Source organism: Stenotrophomonas sp. ZAC14D2_NAIMI4_6 (genome assembly GCF_003086875.1).
Taxonomy (GTDB): Bacteria; Pseudomonadota; Gammaproteobacteria; order Xanthomonadales; family Xanthomonadaceae; genus Stenotrophomonas.
This window is the reverse complement of the sequence record NZ_CP025996.1, coordinates 3,270,194-3,286,128: the sequence shown is the minus strand read 5'-3', so window position 1 is coordinate 3,286,128 and position 15,935 is coordinate 3,270,194. Positions and strand designations below refer to the sequence as shown.

Below are 15,935 nucleotides of genomic sequence, written 5' to 3'. Positions count from 1 at the left end.
GCCATGCGTGGATGAATGCCTTACGCCGCCTGCGCGTCCGGTCCGGTCAGCACGCCGGCGTCGGCATGGCGGAAGCACAGCCGGATCGCATCCAGCAGCTCGCTCATGTTGTACGGCTTGGGCAGGAAATGGATGCCTGCGCGCAGCTGCGGCAGCACGCTGTGCTGGTCCATGCCCGAGGTGACCAGGATCGGCAGTTGCGGGTAGAGCCCGCGCACCTGGTTGGCGGCCTCGATGCCGCTTACCCGGCCCAGGTTGACGTCGGTGAACAGCAGATCGAAGCGTTCACCGGCGGCCAGCAGGCCCAGCGCGGCCTCGGCGCTGCTGACGCCCACCACGTGGCAGGCCTGGCTTTCCAGCGCCATGCGGCTCAGCTCGCGGGTTTCTTCGGCATCCTCGATCAGCAGGACGCGCGGTTCAACGTGGCGCTTGGACAGCAACATGACGCGACAACTCCGGACAGCAGCGGTGAAAAGGCGCGCAAGTATGCTCGACCGTAGGGTGATATCCGTGTGCAGGACGGGCTAAGACAACGTTACAGCGCGTCTGCGGCGTGCGTGCAGGCCCAATACGACCACGGCCAACAGGGCGGTGCCGATGCGCAGGCTGGTGGCCTGCCAGCCCAGCGCCATCGCATCGTCCAGGCTGAACACATTCCAGGCCAGGTTCATCGATACGTGCAGGGCCAGACCGCACCACAGGGTGTTGCCGTCCAGATGGTCGAGCCAGGCGAAGATGAACCCGCCGAACGCGATGACCACCCCGACGAACAGGGCGGTGGTGCCGCCCCCGAAACCGCCAAACCCCAGCCAGTGCACCAGCCCGAACAGCAGCGCCTGCGGCAGCGCCAGCAGCGCCCAAGGGCCGCGCACGATCTTCACCAGTAGAACGAAGCCGAGGCCACGGAACAGCACTTCCTCGGCCAGCGGAAACAGCACGGCCAGCATCGTGGCGTCCACTGCGGTCAGCGCGGTGTTGGGTGTGCCCAGTGCCGCCAGACCCAGCCAGCACGTGAGACTGGCCAGTAGCACCCAGAGCGGGCCGCGCGCGCCGTTCCAGCGCAGGCCCAGGCTGGCCGCCAGCCCCTCGCCACGGGGGCGCAGCAGGGCCGCCAGCAGCAGCGCCACCAGCACCGCCAAGGCGTTGTCGAGCAGGCTGCCGCCATACGGAATGGGCAAGGCGGGGATGGGCAGGCCCGCTGCCGCACTGAGGTCACGCAGGTTCAGGCCGAGGCCGACGCCCAGCAGCATCAGCAACAGGCGGCCGGCTGCGGGCAGGCGGGAAGCGGGATTCATGCGCGCGCTCCTTGCGGGATGAACCTGCAGTGTGTGTGGCCGGCAACGCGAGCGCGCGCCCCGTTAGTCCCTGTGTCATCGGTCATGTTGCCGAACAGTCATCGAGATACAGGTACAGTCAAGGACAGACTGAAAGGAGCGACGCCCATGCAGTGCCCCGTGTGCACCACCCAGACCCTGCAGATGGCCGAGCGCCATGGCATTGAAATCGACTACTGCCCCAGCTGCCGCGGCGTGTGGCTGGACCGTGGTGAACTGGACAAGATCATCGAGCGCGCCGGGGCTGCTGCAGGCGCTGCGGTGCCGCCGCCGGCACCGGTGCAGGCGCAGCCGCAGGTGGCCGCGCAGGTGGTGCATCGTGATACCCGCCATCTGGGCCAGCGCTATGAAGACAGCCGCGGGCAGCATGGGCAGGGTTACAAGAAAAAGAAGAAGGAAAGTTTCCTGTCGGAGCTGTTTGATTTCTGAGAACGGTAGGTAGAGTCGAGCTTGCTCGACTGCAGGAGAAGCAGTCGAGCATGGCTCGACTCTACAAAGAGCGGAAAGGCGAGGAGCAGTCGAGCAAGCTCGACTCTACCGGCGGCGCAGGATGTGTTCGCGGTCGCGGGTGCTGCCGACGATGAAGTCGTACTCGCCGGCTTTTTCGCAGCCGTAGCGTGCGTAGAAGCGCTGGGCGGCGAGGTTTTCTTTCCACACGCCCACCCACAGGGTGCGGCGTTGCGGCTGGTCCAGCCAGGCGATGAAGGCGTCCATCAGGCGCGCGCCGTGGCCGCGGTTGTGGTGCGCGGCCAGGATGTACAGGCGCTTCAGTTCAATATCACCATCGCGCGCTTCGGCGTGCGGCAGGGTGTTGGCGCCGGCCGCAAGATAGCCGACCACCTGTTCGCCGTCCAGCAGCAACCAGACGGCGCTGCGTGGGTCGCACAGTTCTTCGCGCTGCGGCGCCAGGCCGTAGTGTTCCTGCAGGAAGACGTCCAGTTCCTGCGGCGGGTAGGAGTCGCCCCAGGTTTCGGTGTACGTGGCAACGGCAATGGCCGAAAGCGCTTCGGCATCGGCCAGGGTGGCGCGGCGGATCTGCAGGGACATGGCGGTGGCGGTGATCAAGCGTGGCGCAGTGTAGCCGGCCCCGGCGCGAACCGGGGCCGTGCAGTGCCTTAGAACCACATACGCACACCCGCGACCCAGCGCGTGTCGCGCGCGTGGTCGCCGGCATGGTCGGCGGCATCACCGAAGCTGCGCTCGTGGCTGATGCCGATGTACGGCGCGAAGCGGCGGCTGAACTCGTAGCGCAGGCGCAGCCCGGCCTCGACCTTGTTCAGGCCCTGGCCGATGCCGTGCTCCGGTTCGTCCTTGGCCGCCAGCGTGGCTTCCACCAGCGGTTGCAGGATCAGCCGATTGGTCAGCAGCACGTCGTACTCCACTTCGGCCTTGGCCAGCACCTGCCCGCCGGAACCCAGGTACAGCGTGGCCGAGCTTTCGAACTTGTACGGCGCCAGGCCCTGGATGCCGATCGCCGCCCAGGTGCGCGAATCGGCGGGGCGGAAATCCTGGCGGACGCCGACCAGCACGTCCCACCACGGCGAGACGCTGCGGCCGTACAACGCTTCCAGCGACGAGGACTCGGTGCGGCCGCCACTGCGTTCACCATCGCTGCGCAGCCACAGGCGGTTGATGTCGCCGCCGATCCAGCCACTGGCTTCCCAAGCCTGGCCCTTGCCGTCCTGGCCATCCCAATGTTCCAGACGATCGATCAGCAGCAGGCTGTTGATCTGCGGGGCATGTTCCATCGCATCGTGATTGATGGGCGGGAAGGCCGCGGCGCGGTCAGCGTCGGTAGGCACCGGGATGGGTTCGCGGGGTTCGCTGGGCGCAGGCATGGCGTGGCCCATCGCGGCGTGGTCCATCTGCGCGTGGTCCATCGTCGAATGGTCCAACTTCGAATGGTCCATCTTCGAATGGTCCATCTTCGAATGATCGACCGGTGCCGCTGCGGGCATGGCCATGTCATGGCCGGCGTGCGACTGCGCGAAGGCGGGCAGTGCAGTGGCCAGGCCCACGGCCAACAGACTGCGGGAGACGAGGCGGCTCATTCTTCGATCCTCACTTCGCGCATCATGCCCGCTTCCATGTGGTACAGCAGATGGCAGTGGTAGGCCCAGCGGCCCAGTGCATCGGCACGGACGCGGTAGCTGCGGCGGGTGCCGGGCGGCATGTCCACGGTGTGCTTGCGCACCTGGAACTCACCGGCGGCGTTTTCCACATCGCTCCACACACCGTGCAGGTGGATCGGATGCTGCATCATGGTGTCGTTCACCAGCACGATGCGCATGCGCTCGCCGTAGTTCAGCCGCAGCGGTTCGGCACTGGCGAAGGGAACGCCGTCGAACGACCAGGCGAATTTCTCCATGTGCCCGGTCAGGTGCAGCTCGATCTCGCGGCCGGGCTCGCGGCCATCCGGGTCGTCGAACAGGCTGCGCATGGCGCCGTAGGTCAGTACCTGGCGGCCGTTGTCGCGCAGGCCGATGCCGGGGTCATCCAGCTTGGGTTCGGTGGCGCCGCTGCGCATGTCCACCAGCGGGCTGGCCAGTTCGCTGGCCGGATGCTTCGGCGCCTTGCTGGCGGCAGCGCTGCCATGTGCGCTGTGGTCGATGTGGGCGCCGCAGCCGCCTTCCATGCTTTTCATGGCCGCCATGTCATGCCCGCCGTGGCCTGCCATGTCATGCCCCGACATGTCATGACCCATGTCGCTCATCGTCAGCAGGGGGCGCGGGTCGCGCTGCGGAGTCGGCGCCTGCAGGCCATGACGCACGGCCAAGGTGCCGGCGGCAAAACCGGTGCGGCCCATGTCCTGGCAGAAGATGGTGAAGGCGTCCTGCCCGCTGGGTTCCACCAGCACGTCGTAGGTCTCGGCCGGGGCAATGCGGAATTCATCGATGCTGACCGGGTGGATGTACTGGCCATCGGCGGCCACCACGGTCATCTTCAGGCCGGGAATGCGCACGTCGAAATAGGTCATCGAGGCGCCGTTGATGAAGCGCAGCAGCACCTTTTCGCCACTGCGGAACAGCCCGGTCCAGTTGCCGGCCGGCGCCGTGCCGTTCATCAGGTAGGTGTAGGTGTGCGCATTGACGTCGGAAATATCGGTGGGGGTCATGCGCATGCGGCCCCACATGCCGCGGTCGGACAGTGCCGCCGACCAGCCGTCGCGGCGCACGTCGCGCACGAAGTCGGGCAGGGTGCGCTTGTAGTAGTTGTCATGCTCGGCCAGCTTCTTCATGCGCCGGAACAGCGCGCCCGGGTCCATGTCGGTCCAGTCCGACAGCAGGACCACGTGCTCGCGGTCGTGCTGGTACGGGGCCGGTTCGGCCGGGTCGATGATCAGCGCGCCGTACAGGCCGGCCTGTTCCTGGAACATCGAATGGCTGTGGTACCAGTAGGTGCCCGACTGCTTCAGCTGGAAGTGGTAGTGGTAGGTCTCGCCGGGGCCGATGCCGTTGAAGCTGAGCCCGGGCACGCCGTCCATGTTGGCCGGCAGCAGGATGCCGTGCCAGTGGATGGAGGTGGGGTGGCGGTCCAGCGTGTTGCGCACGAACAGGTCCACGGTCTGGCCTTCGCGCCAGCGCAGGATCGGCGCCGGCAGCGAGCCGTTCACGGTGATCGCCGGGCGGGTGCGGCCGGTGAAGTTGGCCAGCGATTCGCCGATGGCCAGTTCAACGCGGGTGTCGGTGAGCACGGCCGGTGCGCCGGCCAGGCGCGGCGTGGCGCTGGCAGCGGCAAGCGCGCGCTGCGGCACGCCGATGGCGGTGGCGCCAGCGACCACGCCGCCAGCGGCCAGGCCCTGTACGAACAGGCGGCGCGACGGCATGGGCAGGGCGCCCGGGCCGGGGGGAATACGGGTATTCATGGGTGACTCCGGAACACGGGTACGACCGGCACGGGGCCGGCAGCGAAGCGCGATGCGCCCGCAGGCGCGCGGAATCAGCCGATGGGAGGGCGTGAGAGGGGCGGCAGGGGCGGCGCGGGACGGCCGCTGGCGTGCACCGGCGGCGGTGCCAGCGACCAGGCCGGGCCGACCGGCAGGGCCAGCGGCTGCACGGCCAACAGGGGCTGCTGGGCACAGCTGCGCACGCAGTCCTTCATCTGGCAGTGGCTGTCGTGGGCCGGGGCCTGGGCTTCCGGGGCCGGTTCGGCCTGCATGCCCGCATGGTGGTGGCAGTCGGGTTCATCTGCCGCCGCGCTGGCGCTGTCATGCGCCATCGGGCCCATCTGCGCGTGCCCACTGGCCATGGCCGCGTTCACCCCGTTGAGCAACAGGCTGAGCATGAGCACGACACGCAGCAGGGTGGAGGCGACGGACATGGGCATCAATCTAGCGGCAAGCGGGGCGCGATGCACTTCTTGCTGAATGGCGTGTTCAAGGTTGGAGCAGGGCGAGGGTGGCGTCGAGCACCGCGGCGAGGGCGATGCGCGCCAACGCCGAACGCCTAGCCTTCCTCGCGCACGATCTCCACCAGGCGCGGGCCGTAGCGGCTGAGCTTGGTGCCGCCGATGCCGCCCACCCGGGCCAGTTCATCCAGCGAGGTCGGGCGCTGTTCGGCAATGTTGCGCAGGGTGCTGTCGTGGAAGATCACGAAGGCCGGCACGTTCTGTTCGCGCGCCAGTTCGGCACGCAGGCCGCGCAGGGCGTTGAACAGGGCCAGGTCCTGCGGCAGCACCGACAGGCCGGTGCGCTGCGCGCTGCGCTCGCGGCCTGCGGTGGCGCTGGCGGCATCGCGGCGCATGCTGATCTGGCGGCGCCCGGTCAGCACTGCGCGGCTGGCGTCGGTCAGGCGCAGGCCGCCATGGCCCTCGCTGTCCACTTCCAGCAGGCTGGCCGCCACCAGTTGCCGGAACACGCTGCGCCAGGTGCGCGCATCCAGGTCGCGGCCGATGGCGTAGGTGCTCAGCTTGTCGTGGCCCTGCTGCTTGATCTTCTCGTTCTCGCTGCCACGCAGGATATCGATCAGGTGGCCCACGCCGAAGCGCTGGCCGCTGCGGTACACGCAGCTCAGGGCCTTCTGCGCGGGAATGGTGGCATCCCAGGCGGCCGGCGGGGTCAGGCAGTTGTCACAGTTGCCGCAGGGTTGCGGATAGGTTTCGCCGAAACCGGCCAGCAGCACCTGGCGGCGGCATTGCATGGATTCGCAGTAGCCCAGCAGATGGTCCAGCTTGGACCGTTCCAGCTGCTTGCGCTCTTCGCTGGCTTCGGACTGCTCGATCATCTGCTTCAGCAGCACCACATCGCCCAGGCCGTAGCACAGCCAGGCCTCGGCGGCCTCGCCATCGCGGCCGGCGCGGCCGGTTTCCTGGTAGTAGCCTTCCATCGATTTGGGCAGGTCGGTATGCGCCACGAAGCGCACATCCGGCTTGTCGATGCCCATGCCGAAGGCGATGGTGGCGCACATGACGATGCCATCCTCGCGCAGGAAGCGGCGCTGGTTGTTGGCGCGCACTTCCGGCGGCAGGCCGGCGTGGTAGGGCAGGGCATTGAAGCCCTGGCCGCAGAGGAATTCGGCGGTCTCTTCCACCTTGCGCCGCGACATGCAGTAGACGATGCCGGCCTCGCTGCGGTGGCCGCGCAGGAAATCGGTCAGCTGCTTGCGCGCGTTGTCCTTCTGCACCACGGTGTAGCGGATGTTGGGGCGGTCGAAGGAGCTGACGAAGTGGCGGGCCTGGGCAAGGTCCAGGCGCTCGGCGATCTCGCGCTGGGTGGGCGGATCGGCGGTGGCGGTCAGGGCGATGCGCGGAATGTCTGGCCAGCGCTCGTGCAGCACGGTCAGCTGGCGGTATTCGGGGCGGAAATCGTGGCCCCACTGCGACACGCAGTGCGCTTCGTCGATGGCGAACAGGGCGATGTGGCTGCGCGAGAGCAGGGACAGGAAGCGGCCGGTCAGCAGGCGCTCGGGGGCGACATAGAGCATGTCCAGTTCGCCGGCCAGCAGTTCGCGTTCCACCCGGGCGGCGGTTTCGCCATCCAGGGTCGAGTTCAGGTATTCGGCGCGCACGCCGAGCTGGCGCAGGGCTTCCACCTGGTCCTGCATGAGCGCGATGAGCGGGGAGATGACGATGCCGCAACCGTCACGCAGCAGGGCCGGAACCTGGTAGCAGAGCGACTTGCCGCCGCCGGTGGGCATCAGGACCAGGGCGTCATGGCCGGCAGCCACATGCTCCACGATGTCCTGCTGGGGACCACGGAAATCGTCGTAACCAAAGACGCGTTGGAGCAGATCGTGCGCGGGACGGGAAGCCATCAGCCTAGTTTACCCCGGCGGGGGTGGTAGGGGTTCGGCAGGGCTGCGCCCTGCACCGCTGTAGAGTCGAGCCATGCTCGACTGAAGCAACGTCAAAAGCGGGGTGTGTGCTGGTTGGGCGTGGCGGTGTGGGCTTGCAGGACACGCCGTAAACCCGTCCATGGGGGCTCGTAGGCGCCATCCATGGCGCCTGCGGTCCTGCAAGCCCACACCGCCCCGCCTCTGACAGGTTCACGCGGCTGTGGGTAGGTGTCGACCTTGGTCGACACATCTGTCAGATATCGAATGAACAAATGGGGTCAGATCCGTTTTCCGCAGGAAAACGGATCTGACCCCAAGCTTTGCTGGCAGATCGCGGGAAACTGTCGAAGGCGGGGTGGGTCCGGTTGCGGGGGCGTGGGCGCCATGGATGGCGTCTGTGGGTAGGTGTCGACCTTGGTCGACACATCTGTCAGATATCGAATGAATCATCCATGCGTGGCGTGGCTCTACAGTGTCGACCAAGGTCGACACCTACCAGAGCATTGGGCCGTTCCGGCAGATCGCGCAGGTCTGTCGAAGGCGGGGTGGGTCCGGTTGAGGGGGTATCCGCGCCATGGATGGCGCGGCTAAGCCCCCATGGATGGGTTTACGGCGTCCCCCTCAACCGGACCCACCCCGCCAACCCTCAGGAAACCCGCCTTTGACGTTGCTTCAGTCGAGCATGGCTCGACTCTACAGGGGGTCGGCAGGGCTGCAAGCCCTGCCGAAAACCCCCCAAACCCTTACTGGAGGAGCGAGCGCAGCATCCAGGCGTATTTTTCGTGGGTCTGCAGGCGCTGGGTCATCAGATCCTCGGTCGGGGCGTCGTCGGCATCGTCGGCCACGTCCAGCACTTCACGCGCCGTACGGCACACCGCTTCGTTGGCGACCACCAACTGGCGTACCATTTCACGCCAGTCCGCGCTGTCGGTCAGGCCCGGCTCCTCGGCAATCGAGGTCAGCGCAGCGAATTCCCGGTAGGAGCCCGGGGCATTGAACCCCAGGGCGCGGATGCGCTCGGCCACATCGTCCAGAGCCGCCCATTGCTCGGTGTACTGGGTCTCGAACATGGTGTGCAGCGAATTGAACATCGAGCCGGTCACGTTCCAGTGGAAGTTGTGGGTCTTCAGGTAGAGCGTGAACGCATCGGCCTGGAACCGCGACAGACCGTCGGCGATCTTCTTGCGGTTGCCCTGGGTGATCCCGATATCGATGTTGGGTGCCGACGGCGCCGCCGCCGCAAGCTTCTGCTTGCCGGTCTTGGGCTTGGTCGTGCTCTTGGTCTTCGCCATGGGGTTCCTCCTTGTGGAATCGTTGGCCTTCACAGTAAATCAGTCGTGATGACTGGTCGCTTTCAAAGTTTTGAACGAACCGATTGATGAACGCTATCAATAAAAATCCGCCGCCCCGCCTGCGCCAACAGCGCGCCGCCATCGATGGCGCCATGAGCCGCGACCGGGGCCGTCTGCTGGGCATGCTGTCGCGTTGCCAGGCCAAGCCCGAAGATGCGGCCCTGGCCGCCACGTTCGAGCAGGCCCTGCAGGCATCGGTGCAGCGCCGCCAGCAACGGGCGCAGCAGCAGCCATCCATTACTCTGGACCCGCAGCTGCCGATTGCGCGTGAAGCCGAGGCGATCATCGGCCTGATCCGCGACCACCAGGTGGTGGTGATCGCCGGCGAAACCGGTTCGGGCAAGACCACCCAGCTGCCTAAGCTGTGCCTGGCTGCCGGCCGTGGCCAGGCCGGCATGATCGGCTGCACCCAGCCGCGACGGATTGCCGCACGTGCGGTGGCCAGCCGCGTTGCGCAGGAACTGCACAGCGAACTGGGCCAGCTGGTCGGCTACCAGGTGCGCTTCAACGACAAGGTCAGCGACGACAGCCGCATCAAGTTCATGACCGACGGCATCCTGCTGGCGGAGATCGCCAGTGACCGCTGGCTGTCGAACTACGACACGATCATCGTGGACGAGGCGCACGAACGCAGCCTCAACATCGACTTCCTGCTGGGCTACCTGAAGCAGCTGCTGCGCAAGCGCCCGGACCTGAAGCTGATCGTCACCTCGGCCACCATCGATACCGAGCGCTTCGCCCAGCATTTCGACAATGCGCCGGTGATCAGCGTGGAAGGGCGCACCTTCCCGGTGGAAGTGCGCTACCGCGCGCTGGAAGGCGAGGGCGAACAGGAGGGCGAGCGCACGGTGAACGATGCCATCGTGTCGGCCATCGACGAGATCACCCGCCTGGATGCGCGGGGCGACGTGCTGATCTTCCTGCCCGGCGAGCGCGAGATCCGCGACGCGCACCAGTCGCTGGAGCGCCGCAAGTACCGCAATACCGAGGTGCTGCCGCTGTACGCGCGACTGTCCAACCAGGACCAGGACCGGGTGTTCAACCCCGGCCCGAACCGGCGCATCGTGCTGGCCACCAACGTGGCCGAGACCTCGCTGACGGTGCCGCGCATCCGCTACGTGGTCGATCCGGGCTTCGCCCGGGTCAAGCGCTACAGCCCGCGCAACAAGCTGGACCGCCTGCATATCGAGCCGATCTCGCAGGCCAGTGCCAACCAGCGCAAGGGCCGTTGCGGCCGTATTGCCGAGGGTATCTGCTACCGCCTGTATGCCGAAGCCGATTTCCAGGCGCGGCCGGAGTTCACCGATCCGGAAATCCGCCGCTCCAGCCTGGCCGGGGTGATCCTGCGCATGCTGCAGCTGGGCCTGGGCCGCATCGAGGACTTCCCGTTCCTGGAAGCGCCGGACGAGCGCGCGGTGGCCGATGGTTGGCAGCAGCTGACCGAACTGGGCGCGATCGATGCCGAGCGGCGCATGACCACCATCGGCAAGCAGATGGCACGCCTGCCGGTGGACGTGAAGCTGGCGCGCATGCTGGTGGCCGCGCAGGCGGCAGGTTGCCTGCGGCCGATGCTGGTGATCGCCTCGTTCCTGGGCATCCAGGACCCGCGCGAACGCCCGCCCGAAGCGCGCGGTGCGGCTGACAGCGCGCATGCGCAGTTTGCCGATGGGCGCTCTGAATTCGTGGGCGTGCTGCGCCTGTGGGACGGCTATCGCACGGCCCACGAAGACCTGACCCAATGGAAGCTGCGCGACTGGTGCGGCCGCCATTTTCTGGGTTTCCTGCGCATGCGTGAATGGCGCGAGCTGCACCGCCAGCTGCGCTTGTTGTGCGAGGAACTGGGCTGGAAGGAAGAAGCCAGCGATGCGGCGATGGCACCGCTGTTGGCCGGCAGCAGTGCGCCGGCCCCGGCGCGTGACGACGCGGCTGCAGTGAAGGCCACCCGTGGCCAGTTGCACCGCGCTGCGCGCCTGGCCCGCGAGGGCAAGACAGAAGCCGCGTCGGCACCGGTGGCGGCGCATGCGCAGAAGGATGAAGTGCCTGCCGGTGGTGGCTTCAGCGAGCGTGTGCGCGCGGCCGCCTACCAGACCCTGCACCGTGCGTTGATCGCCGGGCTGCCCACGCAGGTGGGCCACCGCACCGACAAGGGCGATTTCCAGGCGCCGCGCCAGCGCCGCTTCCTGCCGTTCCCGGGTTCGGCGCTGTCCAAGCGCCCGCCGCCGTGGCTGCTGGCGGCCAACCTGCTGGACACGCAGAAGGTCTGGGGCATGACCCTGGCGGCCATCGAGCCGGACTGGGTGATTGCCGAACTGCCGCACCTGCTGCTGCGCAAGCACTTCGACCCGCACTGGTCGCGCGCGCAGGGCCAGGTTCTGGCCTCCGAGCAGATCAGCCTGTTCGGCCTGGTGCTGGCGCCGAAGAAGCCGGTGCACTACGGCCGCATCGAACCGGGCGAGGCGCATGACATCTTCGTGCGCCAGGCGCTGGTGACCGGCGAAATCAACACCCGCGCCAGTTTCGTGGCCGACAACCACAAGGTGCTGGAACAGGCGCGCGAGGAAGAGGCCAAGCTGCGCCGTGCCGGTATCGTGGCCGACGAGGACTGGCAGGCGCGCTGGTACCTGGACCGCGTACCGCCGCAGATCCATTCGGCCGCTGGCCTGGATACCTGGTGGAAGGCGTTGCCGCCGGAACAGCGCAAGACGCTGCACTGGTCGCTGGTCGACCTGTTGCCCGGCGAAGGCAGCGAACAGGAGCGCTACCCCAAGTATCTGGCGCTGGGCCAGGCGCGGCTGCCGCTGCATTACCGCTTCGAGCCGGGCAGCGACGACGACGGCGTAACCCTGGACGTGCCGCTGCACCTGTTGAACGCGCTGGACCCGGTGCAGCTGGGCTGGCTGGCGCCGGGCTTCGTGGCCGACAAGGCCGCCGCGCTGATCCGCAGCCTGCCCAAGGCCATGCGCCGCAACTACGTGCCCGCACCGGATTTCGCCCGGGCATTCTTCGAGGCCTTCCCGCAGCCCAGCGCCGATGCGATCACCGGTGAGCTGGCGCGTTTCCTGTCGCGTGCCACTGGCGCCCAGGTGGCAGCCACCGATTTCGAGCCCGCCTCGATCGAGCCGCACCTGCACATGAACCTGCGGCTGCGCGATGAGCAGGGCAAGGTACTGGCCAGTTCGCGCGACCTGGACGCGCTGCGCGCGAAGTTCGGCAGCCGTGCCGGCGATGCGTTCGCTGCACGCGCCGGGCGCGAGATGGCGGCCGACGGCCTGCGCAGCTTCCCGTCCACACCGATCCCGTTGCAGGTGCCCGGTGAAGCCGGCGTGCCCGCCTACCCGGCGCTGCTGGATGAAGGGGACAGCGTGGCGCTGCGCATCTTCGCCGACCGCCAGCAGGCCGAGGAAGCGCATCCGCTGGGCGTGCGCCGCTTGCTGGAAATCGCCCTGTCGGACAAGGTGAAGCAGGCCCGCAAGCAGTTGCCGGTGGGCGCCAAGACCGGCCTGCTGTACGCGGCCATTGAATCGCAGGAACGCCTGCGTGGCGATCTGGTGGATGCGGCAATGAACGCGGTGTTGGCCGAGGGTCTGGGAGACATCCGCGATGCCGGCGCGTTCGAGCAGCGACGCGAGCAGGTGGCCAAGGCGCTGTTCGGCGAGGCGATGCAGCGGCTGAAACTGGCCGAGACCATCCTGGGCCTGGTGGGTGAACTGAAGCCGCTGCTGGAGGCGCCGCTGATGGGCTGGGCGCGCGGCAACCTGGATGACATGGAAGCGCAGCTGGTGGGCCTGATCCACCCCGGCTTCCTGCGCGATACGCCGGCCGATGCACTGGCCCAGTACCCGCGTTACCTGAAAGCGATGATCCTGCGCACCGAACGCGCCAAGCGCGATCCGCCGCGCGACCAGGCACGCATGCTGGAACTGCATCCATTCCTGGATGCGTTGCGCACCGGCGAGGAGCAAGGACTGCGCGAGCGCCCGCAATGGCAGGCCCTGCGCTGGGATCTGGAAGAACTGCGTGTTTCCCTGTTCGCCCAGGAGCTGGGCGCACGCACCGGCATTTCAGCCAAGAAGCTGGCGCAGCGGGTAACCGCATTGCGCCAGCTGTAATCGGATAGCGCCGGGCCAGGCCCGGCGCTGCCGTCACTTGGTACGGCGCACCTTGGGCTGGGTGTTCACGCCTTCGACCTTCATGTACCACACGCCCATCATGCCGGGGCTGATGCTGACGTTCGGGTTCTGCTTGCGCACGCCGCTCACGCTGCTGGCATCGATCTGTTCCCACTGCTGGCCGTTGTCCAGTGCGTAGACCCGGCCCTTGCCAAAGCCACGGAACTCGCCCTGCAGGATCGCGTTGATCGGCTCCTTGCTGCCGAAGTCGAAGAAGCCGCGGTTCTTCACGATCACTTCCTGGCGGCCTTCTTCGCGGGCCTCTTCGCGTACGGCGGCCACGGCCTGGGTGGTGGCCGCTTCCACCTTGCCCTGCAGCCAGCGGTTCAGCGAGGCCAGCTCGGTAGCGGACAGCTTGTCCAGGCCGGCGGCCTGGAACTCGGCCGGGCTCATCTGCTGCTGCAGGTCGCCTTCTACCACGCGCTGGGCCAGCGCAGGGGTGGACAGGGACAGCAGCAACGCGGCGCTGGCCCACAGGCGCAGCTGTGCACGGGGAAGAGGGCGGGAAACCATGGGCGGGACTCTCGTTTTGGATGACCGCGAGTGTAACGGCATGTGTTCATGCCCGGTCGTGCGCAGCGCGGCGATTGTTCCTGAACGGCGCCGGCGCTAGTGTAGTGGCCTCATTGTCCAACGTTCGATGCTGTGAACCGCGCTTCTGTCCCCGGCCTGGATGCCTTGTTGAACCGTCCCTCTGCAGCGGTGCTGCCGGCCCCGCTGCGCCAGGCCCTGCGCGAGCGATGGCCGGGCGCGGACGCAGAGCCGTCCATGCGCGCCAACTGGTCGGTGCTGGGTGACACCCTGGATGCGCTGGCCATGCTCACTTCGGATGAAAGCGTGGTGCTGGCCGCGCTGTTGTTCGATCTGCCGGCCCTGCGCGAGCACCTGGACGCGTTGCCGTTGGGCAACCATGCCACGGCCGTGGCCGGGCTGCTGGACGGCCAGGACGCGGCCGATCCGGTGTGGGCGCTGCACGCCGGGCGCGAAGCGGGCCGCAACAGCGAAGGCCTGCGCCGTCTGCTGCTGGCCATCATCCGCGACCTGCGGGTGGTGCCGATCCTGCTGGCCCGGCAACTGGCGCGCATGCGCGCGGCCGACAAGCTGGACGAACCGCAGCGCCGTGCGCTGGCCCAGCTGACCCGCGACATCCATGCGCCGCTGGCCAACCGGCTGGGCATCTGGCAGTTGAAGTGGGAACTGGAAGACCTGGCGTTCCGCCACCTGGAGCCGGACACCTACCGCCGCATTGCGCGCGAGGTGGACGAGACCCGAAACGCCCGCGAGCGGTACGTGGAGAACGTAAAGAAGGTGCTGTCGCGCGAACTGGCGGCGCAGGGCCTGCAGGCCGAAGTCAGCGGCCGCCCGAAGCACATCTACAGCATCTGGCGGAAGATGCAGAAGAAGCGGCTGGCCTTCGACCAGTTGTACGACATCCGCGCGGTGCGGGTGATGGTGGACGACGTGGCCGCCTGCTACGCCGCGCTGGGCGTGGTGCATGCACTGTGGGCACCGGTGCCCAGCGAGTTCGACGACTACATCGCCCGGCCCAAGGCCAACGACTACCGTTCGCTGCATACCGCCGTGGTGGGCCCGGAAGGGCGCACGATCGAAGTGCAGATCCGCACCCACGACATGCACGCCCAGGCCGAACTGGGCGTGGCCGCGCACTGGAAGTACAAGGAAGGCGGCAAGGGTGCGGAAAAGGCCTTCGACCGCAAGATCACCTGGATGCGCCAGCTGCTGGAGCAGGCGCAGGATGGCCAGGGCAATGAACTGGCCGGGGCGCTGGATGCCGAACTGACCGAAGACCGGGTCTATGCGCTCAGCCCGAAGGACGAAGTGCTGGACCTGCCGCAGGGCGCCACGCCGCTGGATTTCGCCTACCAGGTGCACACCATGGTCGGGCACCGCTGCCGTGGCGCGAAGGTCAACGGCCGCATCGTGCCGCTGACCTACCGGCTGCGCAGCGGCGACCGTGTCGAGATCCTCACCGGCAAGGAGGCCGACCCGCGCCGCGACTGGCTGATGCCTGCGCTGGGCTTCCTGGCCAGCAACCGCTCGCGCGAAAAGGTGCGCAGCTGGTTCCACAAGCTGGACCGGGCGCGCAACGTGCATGCCGGGCGCGAGCTGCTGGAACGCGAACTGAAGCGGCTGGGCCTGCAGCATGCCGACCTGGCCGGCGCAGCGAAGAAGTTCCATGCCGACAGCGTGGACGATCTGTACATCCAGGTGGCACTGGGCGATACCGGGCCCAACCAGGTCAGCCGTGCATTGCTGGAAGCCGAACGTGCGGCCAGCCAGCCGGCCCCGGCGCCGGCCCTGCCGCGGCCGACCGCTCGCCGGGAAAACCTGGGCAAATCCAAGTTCACCGTGCAGGGCGTAGGCAACCTGCTGGTGCAGCTGGCGCGCTGCTGCCAGCCGGTGGCCGGCGAACCCATCGTCGGTTACCTGACCCGCAGCCGTGGCGTGACCGTGCACCGCGCCGACTGCGCGGCGCTGGCCCGACTGGCCGCGACCAGTCCGCAGCGGATCCTGCCGGTGGAATGGGGCCAGGCCGGCGGTGGCTACGAGGTGGACGTGGTGGTTGATGCGGTGGACCGCCGCTGGCTGCTGAAGGACATCACCAACCTGATCGCGCAGGAAGATGCCTACGTGCTGGATATCCACAGCGACAACGTGCGCAACAGCGGCCGCGCGCATCTGCGGCTGCGCCTGAAGGTGACCGACTACGGCCAGCTGTCCAACCTGCTGGGCAAGCTGGATGCGCTGCCGGGCGTGAGCGAGGCGCGTCGTCTGGGCTGAGCTTCA

The 15,935-nt window shown here is 67.7% G+C and carries 12 protein-coding genes; 3 read left to right on the top strand and 9 right to left on the bottom strand.

The window, feature by feature from the left end; translation table 11 throughout:
• Positions 1 to 20 precede the first annotated feature (20 nt).
• Together C1933_RS15105 and C1933_RS15100 are read right to left on the bottom strand one after the other, a co-directional pair.
• The gene (locus C1933_RS15105; RefSeq protein ID WP_108750836.1) at positions 21 to 443 is read right to left on the bottom strand and encodes a response regulator; all 423 of its coding nucleotides are present in this window, start codon (positions 441 to 443) and stop codon (positions 21 to 23) included.
• An 81-nt stretch (positions 444 to 524) separates the two neighbouring features.
• A complete protein-coding gene (locus C1933_RS15100) occupies positions 525 to 1,295 on the bottom strand; it encodes a CPBP family glutamic-type intramembrane protease (protein ID WP_108753912.1) in 771 nt (256 codons plus the stop codon).
• Between the two features lie 147 nt (positions 1,296 to 1,442).
• Between C1933_RS15100 and C1933_RS15095 the strand changes: the two genes are divergently transcribed.
• Positions 1,443 to 1,763, top strand: coding sequence for a zf-TFIIB domain-containing protein (locus C1933_RS15095; protein ID WP_108753911.1), 321 nt, complete (start codon positions 1,443 to 1,445; stop codon positions 1,761 to 1,763).
• A 105-nt stretch (positions 1,764 to 1,868) separates the two neighbouring features.
• Here C1933_RS15095 and C1933_RS15090 read toward each other — a convergent pair whose 3' ends face one another.
• The 6 genes from C1933_RS15090 to C1933_RS15065 form a co-directional block, all read right to left on the bottom strand.
• Positions 1,869 to 2,381: a GNAT family N-acetyltransferase gene (locus C1933_RS15090; protein WP_108753910.1), complete on the bottom strand. Its 513-nt coding sequence runs from the start codon at positions 2,379 to 2,381 to the stop codon at positions 1,869 to 1,871.
• Between the two features lie 68 nt (positions 2,382 to 2,449).
• On the bottom strand, positions 2,450 to 3,385 hold the full coding sequence (locus C1933_RS15085) for a copper resistance protein B (protein WP_108753909.1): 936 nt from the start codon (positions 3,383 to 3,385) through the stop codon (positions 2,450 to 2,452).
• Complete coding sequence (locus tag C1933_RS15080) at positions 3,382 to 5,199, bottom strand: copper resistance system multicopper oxidase (protein ID WP_108753908.1); 1,818 nt, start codon at positions 5,197 to 5,199, stop codon at positions 3,382 to 3,384. The genes C1933_RS15085 and C1933_RS15080 overlap by 4 nt, the downstream gene beginning before the upstream one ends.
• A 74-nt stretch (positions 5,200 to 5,273) precedes the next feature.
• Positions 5,274 to 5,654, bottom strand: coding sequence for a CopL family metal-binding regulatory protein (locus C1933_RS15075; RefSeq protein WP_108753907.1), 381 nt, complete (start codon positions 5,652 to 5,654; stop codon positions 5,274 to 5,276).
• A 125-nt stretch (positions 5,655 to 5,779) separates the two neighbouring features.
• Positions 5,780 to 7,585, bottom strand: coding sequence for a DNA helicase RecQ (gene recQ / locus C1933_RS15070; protein ID WP_108753906.1), 1,806 nt, complete (start codon positions 7,583 to 7,585; stop codon positions 5,780 to 5,782).
• A 764-nt stretch (positions 7,586 to 8,349) separates the two neighbouring features.
• Complete coding sequence (locus C1933_RS15065; RefSeq protein WP_108753905.1) at positions 8,350 to 8,898, bottom strand: Dps family protein; 549 nt, start codon at positions 8,896 to 8,898, stop codon at positions 8,350 to 8,352.
• Positions 8,899 to 8,984: 86 nt separating this feature from the next.
• On the opposite strand from C1933_RS15065, the gene hrpA reads away from it, so the two are divergent.
• Positions 8,985 to 13,067, top strand: a complete 4,083-nt coding sequence (hrpA, locus tag C1933_RS15060; RefSeq protein WP_108753904.1) for an ATP-dependent RNA helicase HrpA — start codon at positions 8,985 to 8,987, stop codon at positions 13,065 to 13,067.
• Positions 13,068 to 13,100: 33 nt separating this feature from the next.
• Here the strand turns inward: hrpA and C1933_RS15055 are convergent, their stop codons facing one another.
• Positions 13,101 to 13,640: a hypothetical protein gene (locus tag C1933_RS15055; RefSeq protein WP_108753903.1), complete on the bottom strand. Its 540-nt coding sequence runs from the start codon at positions 13,638 to 13,640 to the stop codon at positions 13,101 to 13,103.
• A gap of 132 nt (positions 13,641 to 13,772) precedes the next feature.
• On the opposite strand from C1933_RS15055, the gene C1933_RS15050 reads away from it, so the two are divergent.
• Positions 13,773 to 15,929 carry a bifunctional (p)ppGpp synthetase/guanosine-3',5'-bis(diphosphate) 3'-pyrophosphohydrolase gene (locus tag C1933_RS15050; protein ID WP_108753902.1) on the top strand — a complete coding sequence of 719 codons (2,157 nt, stop codon included), beginning with the start codon at positions 13,773 to 13,775 and terminating at the stop codon, positions 15,927 to 15,929.
• Positions 15,930 to 15,935 lie beyond the last annotated feature (6 nt).

Coding starts and splice junctions, on each gene's coding strand:
- C1933_RS15090 (WP_108753910.1), bottom strand. CDS start 2,381: ATGTCCCTGCAGATCCGCCGCGCCACCCTGGCCGATGCCGAAGCGCTT.
- C1933_RS15065 (WP_108753905.1), bottom strand. CDS start 8,898: ATGGCGAAGACCAAGAGCACGACCAAGCCCAAGACCGGCAAGCAGAAG.
- C1933_RS15095 (WP_108753911.1), top strand. CDS start 1,443: ATGCAGTGCCCCGTGTGCACCACCCAGACCCTGCAGATGGCCGAGCGC.
- C1933_RS15105 (WP_108750836.1), bottom strand. CDS start 443: ATGTTGCTGTCCAAGCGCCACGTTGAACCGCGCGTCCTGCTGATCGAG.
- C1933_RS15080 (WP_108753908.1), bottom strand. CDS start 5,199: ATGAATACCCGTATTCCCCCCGGCCCGGGCGCCCTGCCCATGCCGTCG.
- C1933_RS15075 (WP_108753907.1), bottom strand. CDS start 5,654: ATGTCCGTCGCCTCCACCCTGCTGCGTGTCGTGCTCATGCTCAGCCTG.
- C1933_RS15085 (WP_108753909.1), bottom strand. CDS start 3,385: ATGAGCCGCCTCGTCTCCCGCAGTCTGTTGGCCGTGGGCCTGGCCACT.
- recQ (WP_108753906.1), bottom strand. CDS start 7,585: ATGGCTTCCCGTCCCGCGCACGATCTGCTCCAACGCGTCTTTGGTTAC.
- hrpA (WP_108753904.1), top strand. CDS start 8,985: ATGAACGCTATCAATAAAAATCCGCCGCCCCGCCTGCGCCAACAGCGC.
- C1933_RS15055 (WP_108753903.1), bottom strand. CDS start 13,640: ATGGTTTCCCGCCCTCTTCCCCGTGCACAGCTGCGCCTGTGGGCCAGC.
- C1933_RS15100 (WP_108753912.1), bottom strand. CDS start 1,295: ATGAATCCCGCTTCCCGCCTGCCCGCAGCCGGCCGCCTGTTGCTGATG.